The sequence below is a fragment of the Megalodesulfovibrio gigas DSM 1382 = ATCC 19364 genome (assembly GCF_000468495.1).
GTDB classification, from domain to species: Bacteria; Desulfobacterota; Desulfovibrionia; order Desulfovibrionales; family Desulfovibrionaceae; genus Megalodesulfovibrio; species Megalodesulfovibrio gigas.
Genome location: NC_022444.1, coordinates 3,661,626 through 3,677,273, shown reverse-complemented (window position 1 = coordinate 3,677,273; position 15,648 = coordinate 3,661,626). Strand labels below are relative to the sequence as shown.

Annotated in this window: 22 protein-coding genes; 8 read left to right on the top strand and 14 right to left on the bottom strand. The window is 63.4% G+C overall.

All coding sequences use genetic code 11. From position 1 onward, the window contains the following. Nucleotides 1–64 precede the first annotated feature (64 nt). On the bottom strand, nucleotides 65–1,462 hold the full coding sequence (gltX, locus tag DGI_RS16230) for a glutamate--tRNA ligase (protein WP_021762324.1): 1,398 nt from the start codon (nucleotides 1,460–1,462) through the stop codon (nucleotides 65–67). Between the two features lie 196 nt (nucleotides 1,463–1,658). Here gltX and DGI_RS16225 point away from each other — a divergent pair, with 196 nt between their 5' ends. The 6 genes from DGI_RS16225 to DGI_RS17590 all read left to right on the top strand — a co-directional run bounded on the left by DGI_RS16225 (nucleotide 1,659) and on the right by DGI_RS17590 (nucleotide 5,096). Next, nucleotides 1,659–2,327: a peroxiredoxin gene (locus DGI_RS16225; RefSeq protein WP_021762323.1), complete on the top strand. Its 669-nt coding sequence runs from the start codon at nucleotides 1,659–1,661 to the stop codon at nucleotides 2,325–2,327. Nucleotides 2,328–2,485: 158 nt separating this feature from the next. After that, nucleotides 2,486–3,019 carry a YeeE/YedE thiosulfate transporter family protein gene (locus DGI_RS16220; RefSeq protein WP_034608118.1) on the top strand — a complete coding sequence of 178 codons (534 nt, stop codon included), beginning with the start codon at nucleotides 2,486–2,488 and terminating at the stop codon, nucleotides 3,017–3,019. Between the two features lie 9 nt (nucleotides 3,020–3,028). Beyond that, nucleotides 3,029–3,553 carry a DUF6691 family protein gene (locus tag DGI_RS16215; protein WP_021762321.1) on the top strand — a complete coding sequence of 175 codons (525 nt, stop codon included), beginning with the start codon at nucleotides 3,029–3,031 and terminating at the stop codon, nucleotides 3,551–3,553. Nucleotides 3,554–3,706: 153 nt separating this feature from the next. Continuing rightward, nucleotides 3,707–3,868 (top strand): YqaE/Pmp3 family membrane protein, encoded by a 162-nt coding sequence (locus tag DGI_RS18165; protein ID WP_021762320.1) that lies wholly within the window; start codon nucleotides 3,707–3,709, stop codon nucleotides 3,866–3,868. A gap of 127 nt (nucleotides 3,869–3,995) precedes the next feature. Then, entirely contained in the window at nucleotides 3,996–4,643 is a 648-nt protein-coding gene (locus DGI_RS16205) for a carbonic anhydrase (RefSeq protein ID WP_021762319.1), read from the top strand. A 93-nt stretch (nucleotides 4,644–4,736) separates the two neighbouring features. Further along, nucleotides 4,737–5,096 (top strand): SH3 domain-containing protein, encoded by a 360-nt coding sequence (locus tag DGI_RS17590; RefSeq protein ID WP_021762318.1) that lies wholly within the window; start codon nucleotides 4,737–4,739, stop codon nucleotides 5,094–5,096. A gap of 199 nt (nucleotides 5,097–5,295) precedes the next feature. Here DGI_RS17590 and DGI_RS16195 read toward each other — a convergent pair whose 3' ends face one another. Further along, nucleotides 5,296–5,682: an FHA domain-containing protein gene (locus tag DGI_RS16195; protein WP_021762317.1), complete on the bottom strand. Its 387-nt coding sequence runs from the start codon at nucleotides 5,680–5,682 to the stop codon at nucleotides 5,296–5,298. Nucleotides 5,683–5,744: 62 nt separating this feature from the next. Beyond that, on the bottom strand, nucleotides 5,745–6,212 hold the full coding sequence (locus tag DGI_RS16190) for a PilZ domain-containing protein (RefSeq protein WP_021762316.1): 468 nt from the start codon (nucleotides 6,210–6,212) through the stop codon (nucleotides 5,745–5,747). Nucleotides 6,213–6,428: 216 nt separating this feature from the next. On the opposite strand from DGI_RS16190, the gene DGI_RS18865 reads away from it, so the two are divergent. Continuing rightward, a complete protein-coding gene (locus tag DGI_RS18865) occupies nucleotides 6,429–6,941 on the top strand; it encodes a hypothetical protein (protein WP_021762315.1) in 513 nt (170 codons plus the stop codon). Between the two features lie 196 nt (nucleotides 6,942–7,137). Here the strand turns inward: DGI_RS18865 and ilvC are convergent, their stop codons facing one another. From ilvC to DGI_RS16140, 9 genes are all read right to left on the bottom strand, one after another. After that, nucleotides 7,138–8,127, bottom strand: a complete 990-nt coding sequence (gene ilvC / locus DGI_RS16180) for a ketol-acid reductoisomerase (RefSeq protein WP_021762314.1) — start codon at nucleotides 8,125–8,127, stop codon at nucleotides 7,138–7,140. Nucleotides 8,128–8,164: 37 nt separating this feature from the next. Next, nucleotides 8,165–8,650, bottom strand: coding sequence for an acetolactate synthase small subunit (gene ilvN, locus DGI_RS16175; protein WP_021762313.1), 486 nt, complete (start codon nucleotides 8,648–8,650; stop codon nucleotides 8,165–8,167). Nucleotides 8,651–8,661: 11 nt separating this feature from the next. After that, on the bottom strand, nucleotides 8,662–10,356 hold the full coding sequence (gene ilvB / locus DGI_RS16170; RefSeq protein ID WP_021762312.1) for a biosynthetic-type acetolactate synthase large subunit: 1,695 nt from the start codon (nucleotides 10,354–10,356) through the stop codon (nucleotides 8,662–8,664). 11 nt (nucleotides 10,357–10,367) lie between these two features. Then, a complete protein-coding gene (locus DGI_RS16165) occupies nucleotides 10,368–10,589 on the bottom strand; it encodes a DUF465 domain-containing protein (RefSeq protein ID WP_021762311.1) in 222 nt (73 codons plus the stop codon). Between the two features lie 16 nt (nucleotides 10,590–10,605). Further along, nucleotides 10,606–10,935 carry a DUF167 domain-containing protein gene (locus DGI_RS16160; protein WP_021762310.1) on the bottom strand — a complete coding sequence of 110 codons (330 nt, stop codon included), beginning with the start codon at nucleotides 10,933–10,935 and terminating at the stop codon, nucleotides 10,606–10,608. Between the two features lie 20 nt (nucleotides 10,936–10,955). Continuing rightward, nucleotides 10,956–11,267, bottom strand: coding sequence for a YggT family protein (locus DGI_RS16155; RefSeq protein WP_021762309.1), 312 nt, complete (start codon nucleotides 11,265–11,267; stop codon nucleotides 10,956–10,958). 107 nt (nucleotides 11,268–11,374) lie between these two features. Then, entirely contained in the window at nucleotides 11,375–12,040 is a 666-nt protein-coding gene (locus tag DGI_RS16150) for an HAD family hydrolase (protein WP_081696959.1), read from the bottom strand. Further along, the gene (locus DGI_RS16145; RefSeq protein ID WP_027193342.1) at nucleotides 12,037–12,840 is read right to left on the bottom strand and encodes a hypothetical protein; all 804 of its coding nucleotides are present in this window, start codon (nucleotides 12,838–12,840) and stop codon (nucleotides 12,037–12,039) included. The genes DGI_RS16150 and DGI_RS16145 overlap by 4 nt, the downstream gene beginning before the upstream one ends. Next, nucleotides 12,833–13,282 (bottom strand): hypothetical protein, encoded by a 450-nt coding sequence (locus DGI_RS16140; protein ID WP_051286669.1) that lies wholly within the window; start codon nucleotides 13,280–13,282, stop codon nucleotides 12,833–12,835. Before DGI_RS16140 ends, DGI_RS16145 begins: the two co-directional genes overlap by 8 nt. A gap of 233 nt (nucleotides 13,283–13,515) precedes the next feature. On the opposite strand from DGI_RS16140, the gene DGI_RS16135 reads away from it, so the two are divergent. Continuing rightward, nucleotides 13,516–13,731: a twin-arginine translocase TatA/TatE family subunit gene (locus DGI_RS16135; protein ID WP_021762305.1), complete on the top strand. Its 216-nt coding sequence runs from the start codon at nucleotides 13,516–13,518 to the stop codon at nucleotides 13,729–13,731. A gap of 140 nt (nucleotides 13,732–13,871) precedes the next feature. Here DGI_RS16135 and DGI_RS16130 read toward each other — a convergent pair whose 3' ends face one another. Together DGI_RS16130 and DGI_RS16125 are read right to left on the bottom strand one after the other, a co-directional pair. After that, nucleotides 13,872–15,026 (bottom strand): MFS transporter, encoded by a 1,155-nt coding sequence (locus DGI_RS16130; RefSeq protein ID WP_021762304.1) that lies wholly within the window; start codon nucleotides 15,024–15,026, stop codon nucleotides 13,872–13,874. Next, nucleotides 15,023–15,556, bottom strand: a complete 534-nt coding sequence (locus DGI_RS16125) for a MarR family winged helix-turn-helix transcriptional regulator (RefSeq protein WP_027193339.1) — start codon at nucleotides 15,554–15,556, stop codon at nucleotides 15,023–15,025. The genes DGI_RS16130 and DGI_RS16125 overlap by 4 nt, the downstream gene beginning before the upstream one ends. Nucleotides 15,557–15,648: the final 92 nt, after the last annotated feature.

The window sequence follows — 15,648 nt, the reverse complement described above, 5'->3', positions numbered from 1 at the left end:
AGGTTTTCCCCCGAGAGTTCTTTTCAAAAACAACGTGCTCTAGGGGCCTGGCTGGCCAATGCGCTCAGGCGCTCTGTTCCTTCAGCACCCGCCGGATGCGGGCCAGGCAACGGGCCTTGCCCAGGGCGGCCATGGTGTGGGAAAGATCCGGGCTGTTGGTGCCGCCGGTCAGGGCCACGCGCAGGGGCGGGCCCAGTTCCTTGAATTTCACTCCGGCCTCGGCCACATATTCCTTGAGCAGGCCTTCCAGCGCCTCGGCGGTGAAGGCGTCGGCCTGTTCCAACCGGGCCAGCAGCCCTTCGAAGAGTGCCCGAGGGGGAGGCGACAGCAGCTTGCCCAGGGCGGCGGCGTCATAGGTCAGGGCGTCGTCGTCCACCAGCAGGAAGGCTGCGGCCTGGGCCATTTCCACCAGGGTCCGGGCACGGGGCTTGAACAGGTGGATGATGGCGGCCAGATCCTCCGGGCCGGGCACGGGCAGGCCCTGGGCCTCGACGTAGGCAGGCAGGAGCGCGGCCAGTCGCTCCGCGGGCGCTTCCTTGATGTAGTGTCCGGAGAGCCAGAGGAGCTTTTCCGGATCGAACCGTGCCGGCGAAGAGGACAAGTTGTCCGTGGTGAAGCTCTTGATCAGCTCCTCGCGGCTGAAGATTTCCTGATCCCCGCAGGCCCAGCCCAGGCGCACCAGATAATTCACCAGGGCCTCGGGCAGCACGCCTTCGTCCCGGTATTCCAGCACCGCGCGGGCGCCGTGACGCTTGGAGAGCTTCTTGCCGTCCGCCCCGTGGATAAGGGGCACATGGCCGAAGCGCGGCGTTTCCCAGCCCAGGGCCTGGTACAGCAGCATCTGCTTGGGGGTGTTGGGCAGATGATCCTCACCCCGCAGCACATGGGTGACGCCCATTTCGTGATCGTCCACCACCACGGCCAGGTTGTACACGGGCGCGCCGTCGCTGCGCAGGAGGATCATGTCGTCCAGTTCCTCGCGCTCCACGGCCACATGGCCCTTGACCATGTCCTCCACCACCACGCGGGGGCCGTCCTCCAGCAGAAAACGCACCACCCGGCCCGGTCCGGGTCCCAGGCCCTTGCAGCGGCAGCGGCCGTCGTACTTGGGCTTCTTGCCGGCGGCGCGGGCGGTTTCGCGCATGGCGTCCACTTCTTCGGGGGTGCACTCGCACCAGTAGGCCTTGCCCTGGTCCAGGAGCTGCTGCACGGCAGCCAGGTGCCGCGCTTCGCGCTGGCGCTGGTAGACGGTCTCGTCATCCCAGTCCAGGCCCAGCCAGGCCAGGGCTTCGAGAATGGCGGCGGTGTGTTCGGGCAGGGAGCGTTCGCGGTCCGTGTCTTCGATGCGCAGACGGAAGGCGCCGCCCTGGTTGCGGGCCAGGAGCCAGGAAAAGATGGCCGTACGGGCGCCGCCGATGTGCAGCGCGCCGGTGGGGCTGGGAGCAAAGCGAGTGGTGGTCATGATGCGTTGTGTGATGGGATCGGGTGAATGGAAAAATGCGTGACGCAGGGCGGTGGTAGTCCGAAGGGGGCCAGCCTGTCAAATGGCGACCACTCCCCCCCTGTCCCGGTTGGCCAAACAGGATTTCCCGTTGCAGGATGCGTGAAATCTGCTATGGTTCCCCAAAACCTCATGTGCAATGATATCGGAGGGTATCATGGAAGAGACGCACGGCATTCCCCTTCTTGGTGAAAAACTCCCAAAAATCAAAGCCCTGACCACCATGGGGCCCATCAAGCTCCCGCATGACATGAAAGGCCGCTGGTTTGTGCTGTTCAGCCATCCGGCAGACTTCACCCCGGTCTGCACCACGGAATTCGTGGCGTTCCAAAAACGGGCCGAGGAATTCCGGGCCCAGAATTGCGAGCTCATCGGCCTGTCCATCGACCAGATCTTCTCCCACATCAAATGGATTGACTGGATTGAAGAAAAACTCGGCATTGCCATCGACTTCCCGGTCATTGCCGACGACATGGGCGAGATCGCCAAGTCCCTGGGCATGCTCCACCCCGGCAAAGGCTCCAACACCGTGCGCGCGGTGTTCATTGTGGATCCCGAAGGCATCATCCGCCTGATGATCTACTACCCGCAGGAAATCGGCCGCAACATGGATGAGATCCTGCGCGCCCTCAAGGCCCTGCAGACCTCGGACAAGAACCAGGTGGCCGTGCCTGCCGGCTGGCCGGCCAACGAACTCATCGGCGACGGCGTCATCGTCCCGCCTGCCAAGGATCGCAAGACTGCCAAGGAACGCCTGACCGGCGGCGAGTTCGAGTGTTACGACTGGTGGTTCTGCCACAAAAAGCTGCCTGAAGCCGGCGAATAGAGCACGTTAATTTTGGAAAAGGATTTTGCGAGAGGGGAAACCTTTTGCAACAGGTTCTCCCCTCTTGCGCTCNGAACCTTTCTTCAGAAAGGTTGTCCCCCGAGAACTCCTTTCAAAGATAACTTGCCCTAGCCGTGCTTCGTGCAAAAGGAGGTCCCATGCGGCGCATTGTGCCCCGCCTGCCAGCAGAACCCGGCCCCATGAATCCCTATGTAGGCGGTGCCCTGGCCGGACTGCTGCTCATCGCCTCCGTGGTGTTTGTGGACAAATACTTCGGAGCATCCACCACCTTCGTGCGTGCCGCCGGCCTGCTGGAACTGCTCTTCGCCCCTGACCATGTGGCGGACAACGCCTATTTCAAAAAGGAACTGCCCCGGGTGGACTGGCAATGGATGTTCGTGGCCGGGGTGATGCTGGGGTCCTTGGTGTCCTCCATGCTGAACCGGTCCTTTCGCATCACGGCCGTACCGGACTCCTGGCGGGCCCGCTTTGGCGACCGGCCACGGCTGCGCGCGGTGACGGCCTTTGGCGGCGGAGTGCTGGCCATCATCGGCGCTCGTCTGGCCGGCGGCTGTCCCAGCGGGCACGGGCTTTCAGGGTCGGTGCAGTTGGCGGTATCCAGCTTCGTGGCTTTGGTGTGCTTTTTCGTCGGGGGGCTGGTCATGGCCCGGATTCTGTACAAAGGGAAATAGGGGGCGCGCATGGATTTGCTGTGGGGACTGGTGACGGGCGCGCTCTTCGGCGTGCTGCTGCAGCGCTGCCGGGTGCTGCGCTACGACAAGCAATTGGGCGCGCTGCGACTCAAGGATATGACCATCGTCAAGTTCATGCTCACCACCGTGGTGGTGGGCGCGGTGGGGCTGCATCTGCTGGCGGCCGTGGGGGTGGTGTCTTTTTCCATCAAGAGCTTCAACATCGGCGGCGTGGTGCTGGGCGGCCTGCTGTTCGGCGTGGGCTGGGGCCTGTGCGGCTACTGCCCGGGCACGGCGGCCGGAGCCCTGGGCGAGGGCCGGCTGGACGGCCTGTGGGCCCTGGCGGGCATGGTGCTGGGCGCGGGCTTGTTCGCGGAGCTGTATCCCCTGCTCCAACGCACGGTGCTGGCCTGGGGCGACCTGGGCAAGCTGACCCTGGGCGAGGCCCTGGGCACCGGGCCATGGCCGGTGATCCTGCTGCTGGCGGCTGGCGCAGGCCTGCTGTTCCGATTTTTTGAACGAAGGAGGCTGTAAGACGTGGCCAGGAGCGCTTCCGGAGGCCGGCACGGCAGCCGGCGAGGCGGCGGCGGGGGTTTGCCTCGCCCTGCAAGTTTGGGTATACAGGGAACATCGCGGCCTGCCAGAACGGGCAGGCGCACACCCACGATATTTCGCCAAGGAGCTCCCATGGCCGATTTCATCCGTATTGTCCTGTCCGTCATCATCCCGCCCCTGGGCGTGTTCCTGCAGGTGGGCATCGGCAAGCATTTCTGGATCAACATCCTGCTCACCCTGCTGGGCTACATCCCCGGTCTGGTGCATGCCATCTGGGTTATTGCCAAAAAATAATGTGATGGCGTCCCGCACAGCTCCATATCATCCCGCCACGGGGGGACTTGCGGGCCGCCGCCGTTGTGGATAAAAGGTCCAATCTCCTGCCCTCTCCCGGCAGCAACCCTTGCCCCACCACAGGACCATGCACGACATCGCCCGCTTCATCAAAGGCTTCCAAAGTTTTCAGAAACGCTTTTTCTGCGACGATTCCAGCCTCTATGACATCCTGAAAGGCGGCCAGAAACCGCGCACCCTGGTCATTGCCTGCATCGACTCCCGGGTGGACCCGGCCATCCTCACCGGCAGCCAGCCCGGCGAGTTGCTGGTGGTGCGCAACGTGGCCAATCTGGTCCCGCCCTACGAGCCCGACGCCGGGCTGCACGGCGTGAGCGCCGCCCTGGAACATGGCGTGACCCGGCTGGAAGTGGAACACATCATCGTCCTGGGCCATGCCTGCTGCGGCGGCATCCAGACCCTGATGACCCTGCAGGAACACCAGGACCAGAAAACCGAATTCCTGGGCAACTGGGTGCGCATTGCCGACCGCGCCCGCCTGCAGACCCTGACCGACCTGGGCGACAAGCCCACCGACCTCCAGCAGCAAGCCTGCGAACAGGCAGCCATCCTTGTCTCCCTGGAAAATCTGCTCACCTTTCCCTGGGTCAAGCAACGTGTGGAGGCAGGTACGCTCTTCCTGCACGGCTGGTACTTCGACCTGCGCACCGGCGACCTGATGAGCTATTTGCCGGAATCCGGCGCCTTTGAGCCCCTGGCCCCGCGCTGCTGGTGATCCTGAAGTGAACGCCGCATTGCCGCGCCTTGCGACGGCTGCTATGCTGCTGTGCACGTCATCCATTGATCCAGCGTTCAGGAAGGTGCCACCATGCGAAATGTCATGCTGATGCTGGCGCTGGCGATTGCCGCCCTGGTGCTCGCCCCGGCTGCCACCGCCCTGGCCCAATGTCCGCCCGGCCATGTCTGGCAACAGGGGCGCTGCCTGCCCCTGCCGCCCCCGCCTCCGCCACCACCTCCGCCACCGCCGCGTGGCCCGCAAGGCATGAAGATCGTGACTGCCCGGTCGCTGAACATCCGCACCTGCCCGGCACCGGCCTGCCCTGTGGCCGCCGTGGTGCACCGCGGGCAGCAACTGCGGGTGGAGGGATTCGAGAACGGGTTCTTTTTTGTCCGCCTGCCCGGCACGCCCATCACCGGCTGGGCTGCAGCCCGGTTCCTGGCGCCGTAGGGCGAGTCCTCTTTAGAGCACGTTGTTTTTGAAAAGAACTCTCGGGGGAAAACCTTTCTGAAGAAAGGTTTTCCCCCGAACCCCCTTTCCAAAGACTTTTTTATTGTGATTCAAGGTCACTATGAAAGTTTTGGAAGGGGAGAGCGCAAGCGATTCCCTCTCCGCTGTACAGGCAGTGCCCGCCGCAGTGGAGATGGAATCATTCCAATGCGTATTCGATGCGCAGGGCCTCGGGCTTGTCCAGGTGCATTCCCAGGGAAAGCACCCCCCTGCCCTCCAGAAACACCTTGGCTCCCTGGATGTGCAGCAGGTCCTGGCCGGCAGGCTGGATGTAGGTGCCGTTGGCGCTGGTGTCTGTGAAGACAAACCGGTCGCGCACGCGTTCGATGGTGGCATGCCGGCGAGAGACGAACTTTTGCGGCGCCACGAGATCGTTGCCCTTTTCCCGCCCCATGGAAAGACTGGTTGCGCCGTCGTCCTGGCCCCCAAGCACGAACTGCTGCGTTCCGAATCGAATCACCAGATGGAAGGCGGGTTCGGCAGCGGACGGCGGGGACGTGGCGGCGCGGTGAGGGTGTTCAACCATCGTGGTTCCCTTGGCGGTTGCGGGAGTTGCGGCAGGCGTCGCCAGGCGCGGGTGGGGCCGGCCTATTCCATCGTGTCATCATCATGCAGCAGGATTTTGCCGCTGACGACCTTTTTGGTCAAGGCAGCGTGGTAAATTGGCGTGATTTCCTCTTCCGCCACGTTCTCGAACACGCAGCCGATGGCCTCGTCGTCAATGCGCACCACCTTGGCCGCAAGCCCCTTGAGCAAAAACTTGTAGCCTTCGATGAGGTCGAACAGGATCACGCGTCCCAGTTCGAACCGCCAGCCCAGATGGAGGATGCCGAGGCCTTTGGGCGTGATGTCCTTGACGGGAAATTCGCGCAGCGAATCCTCGTGCAGGATGCGGATGGAAACCGTGGGTGCTCTGCTGGTGCGGCGCCGATCACTGCCCGGAATCCCGTCCACCGCCGCCAGGTCACCGCCCGCTTCGGCCAACCCTCGCTGGATGGTGAACAAATCGCCGCAGGTGGGGCATTTGACGTGACGATTCAGCAGCTCCTCGCTCATGGCATCTCCCTTGCCGGGGCTCACACGGACTTTCGCAAACAACGCCATGCACCGTAACGGCACCACAGGCGCAGGACATCTTCATTTTTTATGGTAGCGCATTCCCGGCAAAAGCAAAAGAGACTTTCGCCGCAGACGGGTATGCCTTTTGCTCAAGACCTGGACAGAAACCCAGGCCGGCAATTCCTGCCGCCCTGTCACGCTGAGGCGATGTCCATGAAAAAACGCCCTTTCTCAAGAATTCTGGTGCGGTTTGGCCTGGAAGCCCTGTGCTGGCCCCTGGCCTGCGTGGTGTTCATGCACGGCTTTGTGGCCCTGGGCCTGCTGGACGGGCACGGCTGGAAGGAAACCATTGCCCTGTGGCAGACCGGCGCACGGCAGGTGGAACAGCAGGCCATGGCGCGCATTGATCAGATCCTGCGGGATAAGGTGGACCCGGTGCTGACAGCGGCCGCCCAGCAGGCCGAACAACGCCTCAACGAATCCGTGGCAGGCCCGGCGGCCAGTTCGTCCCGGGGCATCCAGGCGCAGCGCCCATCGCAGCCTGTCGCGCAGCGCCGGGATACGGAGAAGCCCTCCCGGCCCGCGCCCATCACACCGGTTGCGCCCGTTGCTGCTGTCCGGTCTCTCCCCTCTGTCACCCCTGTCGCGTCTGTCACCCCTGTCGCGCCTGTCGCGCAGCGCAGCCACGGTGCCTCGCCCCTGGGCCTGGAGCTGCAGGCGTTCTGATCGATCTTCCACTCAGAACGGGCCGACAGATCGTGAGATCTGCCGGCCCGATGCCGTCGTGTGTGCGTACCCGCGGCGAGAGCACGTTGTTTTTGAAAAGAACTCTCGGGGGAAAACCTTTCTAAAGAAAGGTTCTTCCCCNCTTTTGCAAAAAGGTTTCCTCTCTCGCAATGTCCTTTTTCAAGAGTAACATGCTCTACTTCTTCAGCCAGGGCATCATGTCCCGCAGCTTGCCGCCCACCTCTTCAATCTGGTGGCGTGCGCCGATACGGCGCAGGGCCTGGAAGTGGGCCCCGCCGGCCTTGTTTTCCAGGATGAATTCCTTGGCGAACACACCCGTCTGGATTTCCTTGAGGATCTGCTTCATCTCCTTCTTGGTCTCCTCGGTCACCACGCGGGGGCCGCGGGTGAGGTCGCCGTATTCGGCGGTGTCGGAGATGGAGTGACGCATCTTGGCCATGCCGCCTTCGTAGATCAGGTCCACGATAAGCTTCACTTCGTGCAGGCATTCGAAGTAGGCGATTTCAGGCTGGTAGCCTGCTTCCACCAAGGTTTCGAAGCCGGCCTGAATGAGGGAGGAAAGGCCGCCGCAGAGCACCACCTGTTCGCCGAAGAGGTCGGTTTCGGTTTCTTCTTCGAAGGTGGTTTCAATCACGCCGGAGCGCGCGCCGCCCACACCCTTGGCATAGGCCAGGGCAACCTGCAGGGCATTGCCGGTGGCGTCCTGATGCACGGCCACCAGGCAGGGCACGCCGCCGCCTTCGGTGAACACGCGGCGCACCAGATGGCCGGGGCCCTTGGGGGCCACCATGACCACGTTCACGTCTGCCGCGGGCACAATCTGCTTGAAGTGGATGTTGAAGCCGTGGGCAAAAAAGAGCGTCTTGCCCGCGGTGAGGTGAGGCTTGATTTCTTCGGCATACACCTGGGCCTGGTGCTGATCCGGCAGCAGGATCATGATGCAATCCGCAGCCTTGGCGGCCTCGGCGGCGCTCATGGGCGCAAAGCCGTGTTCCTTGGCCAGCTCGTAATTCTTGCCGCCGGGACGCTGGCCCACCACCACGTGGCAGCCGGAATCGCGCAGATTCTGGGCATGGGCATGGCCCTGGCTGCCATAGCCGATGATGGCGATGGTCTTGCCTTTGAGCAGGGAGAGGTCAGCGTCGGAATCGTAATACACTTTCATGATTGAAGAATCCTTATCAAATGAGGCAGTTGCGAGTTTAATCCAGTTGCAAGGAGCGTTTGAGGGCCACGGCGCCGGTGCGGGCCATCTCCTTGATGCCGTAGCGTTGCAAGAGTGTCACCAGGGCACGCAGCTTGTCGTGGTCGCCGGTGGTCTCGACGATGATGTCGTCCTGGCCCACATCCACGATCTTGCAGCGAAACACGTCCAGCAGGCGGAAGATTTCCGCCTTTTTGGAGTCTTCCGCGTGCACCTTGAGCAGCATCATCTCCAGCTCCACGCTGGTCAGCTCCGTGAGGTCCACCACCTTGATGACGGTGACGAGCTTGCGCAGTTGTTTGATGATCTGTTCGATGATCTGATCGTCCCCGGTGGTGGTGATGGTCATCACCGAGACGCCTTCTTCCAGCGTGGGGCCGACGTTCAATGTTTCGATATTGAACCCGCGGCCGGAAAAAAGCCCGGAGATGCGGGAGAGCACGCCCGGTTCGTTTTCCACAAGCACGGAGAGCACGTGTCGCACGGGAAATCTCCTTACACCAGCAGCATTTCAGTAAGGGAGGCGCCTGCCGGAATCATGGGGTAGACGTTTTCCTCCCGCTCCACGCGCACATCCACAATCACGGTGTTCGGCGTGCGGAAGGCTTCTTCCAGCACCGGCTCCACCTCGTCCTTGGTCGTGGCGCGCAGGCCCACGGCGCCGTAGGCCCTGGCCAGGGCCACGAAGTCCGGCTGGGCGTCCATGCACGTGCCGCAATAGTTTTTGGCGTAAAACAGCTCCTGCCACTGCCGCACCATGCCCAGGTAGCCATTGTTCAGGATGACGACCTTCACCGGCAGCTTGTTGCACACAGCGGTGATGAGCTCCTGGATGTTCATCTGGATGGAGCCATCGCCGGCCACGTCCACCACGAGCCTGTCCGGGAAGGCGATCTGCGCGCCGATGGCCGCAGGCAGGCCGAAGCCCATGGTGCCCAGGCCGCCGGAGGTGAGCAGGGTGCGGGGGGTATTGTATTTGTAGAACTGCGCGGCCCACATCTGGTTCTGGCCCACTTCCGTGGCGATGATGGCCTGCCCCTTGCTCAGGCGGTAGATGGCGTCCACCACGTACTGGGGCTTGATGCCGCCGTTCTCTTTCCAGGTAAGGGGATGCAGGGTCGCCCATTCCTTGCACTGGCCAAGCCAGGGAGAGTGCGCGCCGGCCCAGTCTTTTTCCGTCAGCCGGGCTTCCACAATCTCCTTGAGGCCTTCCAGGGCCAGGCGACAATCCGCCACCACAGGCACATCCACGCGCACGTTCTTGCGGATGGAGGTGGGATCGATATCCACATGGACAATCTTGGCATGCGGGGCAAAGGTGGCCAGCTTGCCGGTCACCCGGTCGTCAAAGCGCGCGCCCACGGCCAGCATCACATCGCTGTGGGTGATGGCCATGTTGGCGGCATAGGTGCCATGCATGCCCAGCATGCCCAGGAAGAGCGGGTCTTCCCCGGGGAAGCAGCCCAGGCCCATGAGGGTGGCGGTGACGGGAATCTGCAGCGTTCTGGCCAGCCAAGCCAGGGGGTCCGCAGCGTTGGAACTGATGATGCCGCCGCCGGCGTAAATGATGGGCCGTTTGGCTCCCAGCAGCAGCTCCACAGCCTTCTTGAGCTGCTGCTTGTTGGGCTGCACCGTGGGATTGTAGCTGCGCATGGCCACGGCTTTGTCCGAGGGGAACTTGAAGGCCATCTTTTTTTGTTGGATGTCCTTGGGCACATCCACCAGCACGGGGCCGGGGCGGCCGGTGCGGGCCAGGTGGAAGGCCCGGCGGATGATCAGCGGCAACGATTCCAGATCCTTCACCAAAAAATTATGCTTGGTGCAGGGCCGGGTGATGCCGACAATATCCACCTCCTGGAACGCGTCGTTGCCGATGAGCGGTGTGGGCACCTGCCCGGTGATGACCACCAGGGGGATGGAGTCCAGATACGCATTGGCAATGCCGGTGACGGCGTTGGTGGCGCCGGGACCAGAGGTGACCAGGGCGCAGCCGACCTTGCCCGAAGCCCGGGCGTAGCCGTCCGCCATATGCACTGCGCCCTGTTCATGACGCACCAGAATATGCTTGAGAGGATAATTGGGGAGCTGGTCGTAGATGTCGATGATGGCGCCGCCGGGGTACCCGAACAAGGCGTCCACGCCCTCACGCACCAGACATTCCAGCAGGATCTGCGCCCCTGTCTTGGGCATGTGTCGCTCTCCTAGCTTTTATACCGATCGATGATGGCTTGCATGCGGGTCTTGCCCAGCAGCTTTTTCTTTTTGATATCCTTCACCAACAGGTCTTCCTGGGGGGATAGGAACGGCTTGGATTCCAGCTTTTCCAGCTGCTTTTCGTACAGGAGATGCTCTTCCCAGAGCGTTTGCAGCTCCGTGTCCTTGTCCCGAAACTGCTCGATCAAGGTCAGCTCGTTCGCTTCCATGGAGTGTCTCCTTTCCTCAGGATGGTTCTGCCTGGCCGGCCGCAAGGCGGCTCCAGGCGGGTTCAGCTGGGAGTTCAATACGCAGGGCCTTTTTGCGGCTGGTCTGGCCCGATTCCACCTGCACAGATGAAGCCCGGCAGCCCAGCACCCTGGCCACGAGCTTCACCAGGGCAGCGTTGGCTTTGTTGTCCACGGCAGGAGCGGCCACCTTGAGCTTCAGGCAGCCTTGATACTCACCCGCAGGACCTTCACTCTTCGCCCCCGGCTGCACCCAGACCCTGAGCCGCCACACGCCAGGACCGGCGGGCTCTGCGTAGGGAGGACGGGCTGCGGGCGAAGTGGGCATCAAGCGTCCTTTGGTGTGCGTTACCGGAGCGTCGGCACGCGGCCGGCCATGTCGTAGAGTGTCTGCACCACCACGCCCTGGATCAGGTAGATGATCAGGATGACAGCGATGGGCGCCAGATCCATCCCGCCCACCACCAGGAACGGAAAGGTGCGGCGCAGGCGACGGAATACTGGCTCGGTCATGCCGCGAATGGCGCGGACAATGGGATTGTACGGGTCCGGATTCACCCAGGACAACACGGCGGAGACAATGACGATCCAAAAATAAATGTTGAGGACCAGGCTCAAAATACCGGCCAGAGTGGCCAGCAAATTGTTGAATACACTCATCATTCCCCTCCGTTTCACGCGCCGTTCGCCAGAGACGGCTGCGACTGTTGGTACGATTCTTACGTGTGCGTCATCAGAAATCAAGCAGAATCTGCAACATCCTGTCATCAAAGGCGCATCAGTGCCTGGAGCAGGCAATGCCAGTCCGGGATGCGGGCCTCGGCGGCAAGGGGCTGATCCCCGAATACCCAGAACCGCACTCCTGCCCGGGCGGCACAGGCTTGGTCTATACGAGAATCCCCAATAAAGACAACATCTTCACGCTTCATCCCCCAGGCAGTCAGAATGCGATGCACGCCCTCGGGATGCGGCTTGGCCTGGGCCTTGCCGGCCGTCATCAGCGGAAAGAAGTACCCCACCAGCCCGTAGCGCGAGGCCACGTTTTCCATGGTGGTGCTGCGGTTGGTATGCACAGCCAGGCGGTACTTGCGGGCGCGCAGGGCGTCCAGCACCTCGTACAGTCCGGGAAAGGGACGCAGGTGCGGCAGGATTTCCCGCGTGTAGCTCACGTCCTTCCTGGCTTGGAGGGCCTGGGGCAGCATCCCCGGCGGGGTGACATGGGCAATGCAATCCAGCACCGTGTGCACGTGGCAATAGGCTTCCTGGGCTGGCGTCATGGGCCCCAGCCCCAGCCGGCTGCGAATGGCGTTGTAGTATTGCGCGTTCGACTCGTGGGTATCGAAGAGCACGCCGTCGCAATCGAAGATGAAGCCCTTGATGCCCTGGAACAATGCCGAGGACGTCACGGGGCCTATCTGAATCGGCATTCTCATGCCTGGGCCTCCCCGGAATCGCCGGTCAGGGGTGGGTGGCAGCGCACCGGACGATCCAGCCAGGGCCGCTGGGCATCCGGCCCGGTCAGGCCCAGGATGCGCCAGCCGGGCAGGTCTGCCGGCCCGGTCAGGCCCAGGTCTGCGATGATGTGCGGCTCGCAGATGGCCAGCTCCGCGCCCTCGGGCAGCAGCAGCAACACGGCCTCGGCCAGCCGGCGCCAGTCCAGGTCGCCGGCGGCGGCAGGATCGAAATCCAGCTCCCTGGGCGTCAGTTCGCCCACCAGACGGGCCAGCTCGGGATCATCGGGGATGTCGCTTCCGGCATGGAGATCTTCGTCTTCCGTCACCGACGAGGTGAACCGCAGGTTCAGGGATCGCAGCGTCTCGGCAGCGTCCCGCACCTCCAGCCGCTTTTCCTCCAGGTGCCAGGCCAGCAGCAGCAGGCGCTGGGCGGCCAGCCGCTTTTCTTCCAGCTTCGCGCCGGGGTTGTCCTGGCCGGCCAGGATCTCCAGCTCATCGCGAATGTCCATGGCGGTGCCGTCATAGAAGTTTTCCATGCCGGCCACGGAAAAATAGGCCATGTCTCCAGGTTTTTTGAACCGCGCCCCAAAGGCCAGCATCTCGGCCAGGCAGGCCCGGGCCATCTGCCGATTCATGGGCAGGGTTTCGGGCATGCACATGCCTGCCCGCAGCGGCGGCGGGGCAAGGCCAGGGTCCAGAAACACTGCTCCCTGCGGCGCGACGGCGCACATGGCGGGATGCAGACAGGGAAACACAAGACGCAATGGCGTGTCATTCATGGCGATGCCCATCCTCCGCGGCGGCATGTTCCCGTCGCGGTTCGAAGTATGCGCACACACCGGCACAGGCCGGCAGTTCCTTCAAGCAGAGATCTTCCAGAATGTGGAGGCAGCCCACGCTGGCCACCTCGTCGGCAGCCACGCCCGAGGGCAGTTCGGGGGCGTTGTCGGCATCGAAGGCGGGCACGAACTCGTCGCACCATTGCCGGGGATGCCCCAGATGCTGCATGCGGCGCTTCCAGATGCGCATGGCCGTCTCGTCCGACAAGGAAAAGGCCTCGACCTGATCCAGAAACCGATCATAGGCGTCGCCCCAGGACTGCAGCACGCGGCAACGCCATGCCAGTTCCAGGCCTGGATTGCGGCGTTCCTCCAGCAGGCAGCGCCCGTGGACGTAATATCGGCACCCCTGGCCGGGAAAGTGGAGGAGACGACGCGTCATGATGCTGTTGAGCCTGCAACCGGGCAAAAAAAGTGTTTTCTACACGCTTGCGCCCAGGCAAGCAAGGGCCGGCAGGCCACCGGGGCAAATTGCACCTTGACCCTGCCGGGTGGCGTGAGTATACGCAGCATGTCTCGCCTGGATGCAGTCTGCCGTACGACGCCGCCTGCACCCGGCCAGACGCCGGCAGGTGGATGGACCGCCTGCAGCATGACCCTACAAGGAGCAGCGCCATGATCGGTGGCCTCGGCATCTGGGAACTCATCCTCATTCTTGGCATTGTGCTGGTCGTTTTCGGGGCCAACAAACTGCCGGAAATCGGCGGCGGCATGGGCAAAGCCATCCGCAATTTCAAGCGGGCCACGTCCGAGCCCGATGAAATCGACGTCACCCCCAAAGAAAAGGTGACCGAAAAGACCGACAAGAAGGATGGCGACAAGCCCGAATAAGCCGCCCTTCCTGCGCATATCCACGCATTGTTCCGGCGCGCAGCCCTGCGGGTTTCCCCTGGCTGCTGCGCCGGTTTTTTTGCGACCCAGCGACGCCACAACCTGTCGCCAGATTCCGGACACGCCCGCCCGATTCCTGCTCAGGCCCGCTGCTCCATCATCCGCCGCACCTGCCGGCCCAGCAGGGCCATGCCCAGCACGGCTGCGCCTGTGGCCAGTCCCGCCAGTCCGAAGATGTCCCGCGGCTGCCGTGTGTCCAGCAGCACCCCCACGGCATCGAACACCAGGGGGGAGAGAAACTGTCCCAGGAAGATCATGCTCCCGGCCAGCGCCATGGCCCGCATGCTCAGGGGCAGGGGCGTGGCCCTGGCCACGGCCACCAGCAGGCTGGGCCACAGGGATCCCAGGCCAAACCCCACCAGCACCACCCCGCCCATGGCGCTCGCCAGTCCTGTTGCATAATGCAGACAGAAGAACCCGGCAGCCATCAGACACAGCATGACCAGCGGCAACTGCCGGCCGAACATCAACCGCGTCCGCGGCAGGATCAGCCCGGCCACGAATCCCGCGGTGGTGGATCCGGCCAGGGACATGCCCGAGTTGGCAGCCTCGCCGTAGCCTTCCCGGATCAGAAACAACGCCAGGTTGGTGGGAATGCAATAAAAGACGATCATGAGCAGCAGCAGGCCCAGCGCCCCCAGCCAGGCGCCCAGGGGCAGACGGCCCGTGGCGGCCGCGGGGCTCTGCTCCGGGGGAGGCTCCTGCAGAAACAGCGCGGCCATGGTCATGGTCACCAGACTGATGGCGTAGATGGCGAAGGCATACCGCCAGTTGGCCTGGGCCAGCCAGCCGGAGCAGAACAGGGCCACAATGCCCCCCAGGTTGGCCGTGGAGGCCGTGCGCCCCATCATGCGTACCCGTTCCTCCCCGGCAAAGAAGACGCTCACCAAGGAGTTGGACATGGGCATGACCAGCCCCACGCCGATGCCCAGCACAATGCGCGTGGCCAGCAGCATGGGAAAACTGGTGGCCAGCCCGCCGCCGGCGCCGCCCAGCAGGTACAGCGCCCCGCCCAGCAGCAGGGTGCGCCTGACCCCCAGCCGGGCGCAGATGCGCGGAGCCAGGAACGACATGGGGATGATGCACACCGAAGGCGCCGTGAGCAGCAGCTTGATTGTGGTGGGCGACACGTCCGGAAAGGCGGCCTGCACTGCGCCCAGGGCCGGAGCCACGGCCGCCCCGGCCATCACCGTGAGCAGCGAAATGGAAAGGATGCTCCAGGCGTTCAACGTCATGCCGGCGCTCCTGCATCCCCCGTCTGCTCATCATCCGCAACGAGTTCCCGCCGCGGCCCTTCGGCCATGCGGTCCGCATTGGCCAGCACCATGCGCAGCAGGCCGAACAGCTCGGATTGTTTGTCCTGAGGAATGCCATCCAGCAAGGCGTCGGACCATCTATAGAGGATGGCGAAAAATTCCGACTCGATGGCCAGGGCCTTGGGGGTCAGCTGCACGCGACGGATGCGGCGGTCTTCGAGATCGGCCGAACGCACCACGTAGCCGACCCGTTCCAGCGGGGCCATGGCCCGGGTGACGGTGGCCTTGTCCACCTTGAGCAGCGCGGCCAGTTCGTCCTGGGAAAAAAGCGCCGTGCCCGTGGCATGCTGATGGAACAACTCGGCCATGAGCAGCACCTGCCCCTGGCCGATCTGCAGGCGGGCCATCTCCCGCAGGGCATACAACTGAAACCGTCGGTTCACCAGGCAGATGAGCCGCCCCATGGACTGCCCGGGCGGCCGCCGCACAAACGAGGTGGAGGAAGGCATGGACTACTCCTGAATGAAATGCAAAGGCATGCAGCCAGCTCCTGTGCCACACTTCCGTTGCATGTGCAACAAAATGTGCGCAGTGGCGGAAC

Coding starts and splice junctions, on each gene's coding strand:
- DGI_RS17590 (WP_021762318.1), top strand. CDS start 4,737: ATGCGAAATGTCATGCTGATGCTGGCGCTGGCGATTGCCGCCCTGGTG.
- DGI_RS16150 (WP_081696959.1), bottom strand. CDS start 12,040: ATGAGAATGCCGATTCAGATAGGCCCCGTGACGTCCTCGGCATTGTTC.
- DGI_RS16165 (WP_021762311.1), bottom strand. CDS start 10,589: ATGGAAGCGAACGAGCTGACCTTGATCGAGCAGTTTCGGGACAAGGAC.
- DGI_RS16130 (WP_021762304.1), bottom strand. CDS start 15,026: ATGACGTTGAACGCCTGGAGCATCCTTTCCATTTCGCTGCTCACGGTG.
- DGI_RS16155 (WP_021762309.1), bottom strand. CDS start 11,267: ATGAGTGTATTCAACAATTTGCTGGCCACTCTGGCCGGTATTTTGAGC.
- DGI_RS16125 (WP_027193339.1), bottom strand. CDS start 15,556: ATGCCTTCCTCCACCTCGTTTGTGCGGCGGCCGCCCGGGCAGTCCATG.
- DGI_RS16225 (WP_021762323.1), top strand. CDS start 1,659: ATGGAAGAGACGCACGGCATTCCCCTTCTTGGTGAAAAACTCCCAAAA.
- DGI_RS16190 (WP_021762316.1), bottom strand. CDS start 6,212: ATGAGCGAGGAGCTGCTGAATCGTCACGTCAAATGCCCCACCTGCGGC.
- DGI_RS16195 (WP_021762317.1), bottom strand. CDS start 5,682: ATGGTTGAACACCCTCACCGCGCCGCCACGTCCCCGCCGTCCGCTGCC.
- DGI_RS16215 (WP_021762321.1), top strand. CDS start 3,029: ATGGATTTGCTGTGGGGACTGGTGACGGGCGCGCTCTTCGGCGTGCTG.
- DGI_RS16205 (WP_021762319.1), top strand. CDS start 3,996: ATGCACGACATCGCCCGCTTCATCAAAGGCTTCCAAAGTTTTCAGAAA.
- ilvB (WP_021762312.1), bottom strand. CDS start 10,356: ATGCCCAAGACAGGGGCGCAGATCCTGCTGGAATGTCTGGTGCGTGAG.
- DGI_RS18865 (WP_021762315.1), top strand. CDS start 6,429: ATGAAAAAACGCCCTTTCTCAAGAATTCTGGTGCGGTTTGGCCTGGAA.
- DGI_RS18165 (WP_021762320.1), top strand. CDS start 3,707: ATGGCCGATTTCATCCGTATTGTCCTGTCCGTCATCATCCCGCCCCTG.
- ilvC (WP_021762314.1), bottom strand. CDS start 8,127: ATGAAAGTGTATTACGATTCCGACGCTGACCTCTCCCTGCTCAAAGGC.
- DGI_RS16160 (WP_021762310.1), bottom strand. CDS start 10,935: ATGCCCACTTCGCCCGCAGCCCGTCCTCCCTACGCAGAGCCCGCCGGT.
- DGI_RS16145 (WP_027193342.1), bottom strand. CDS start 12,840: ATGAATGACACGCCATTGCGTCTTGTGTTTCCCTGTCTGCATCCCGCC.
- gltX (WP_021762324.1), bottom strand. CDS start 1,462: ATGACCACCACTCGCTTTGCTCCCAGCCCCACCGGCGCGCTGCACATC.
- DGI_RS16220 (WP_034608118.1), top strand. CDS start 2,486: ATGCGGCGCATTGTGCCCCGCCTGCCAGCAGAACCCGGCCCCATGAAT.
- DGI_RS16140 (WP_051286669.1), bottom strand. CDS start 13,282: ATGACGCGTCGTCTCCTCCACTTTCCCGGCCAGGGGTGCCGATATTAC.
- DGI_RS16135 (WP_021762305.1), top strand. CDS start 13,516: ATGATCGGTGGCCTCGGCATCTGGGAACTCATCCTCATTCTTGGCATT.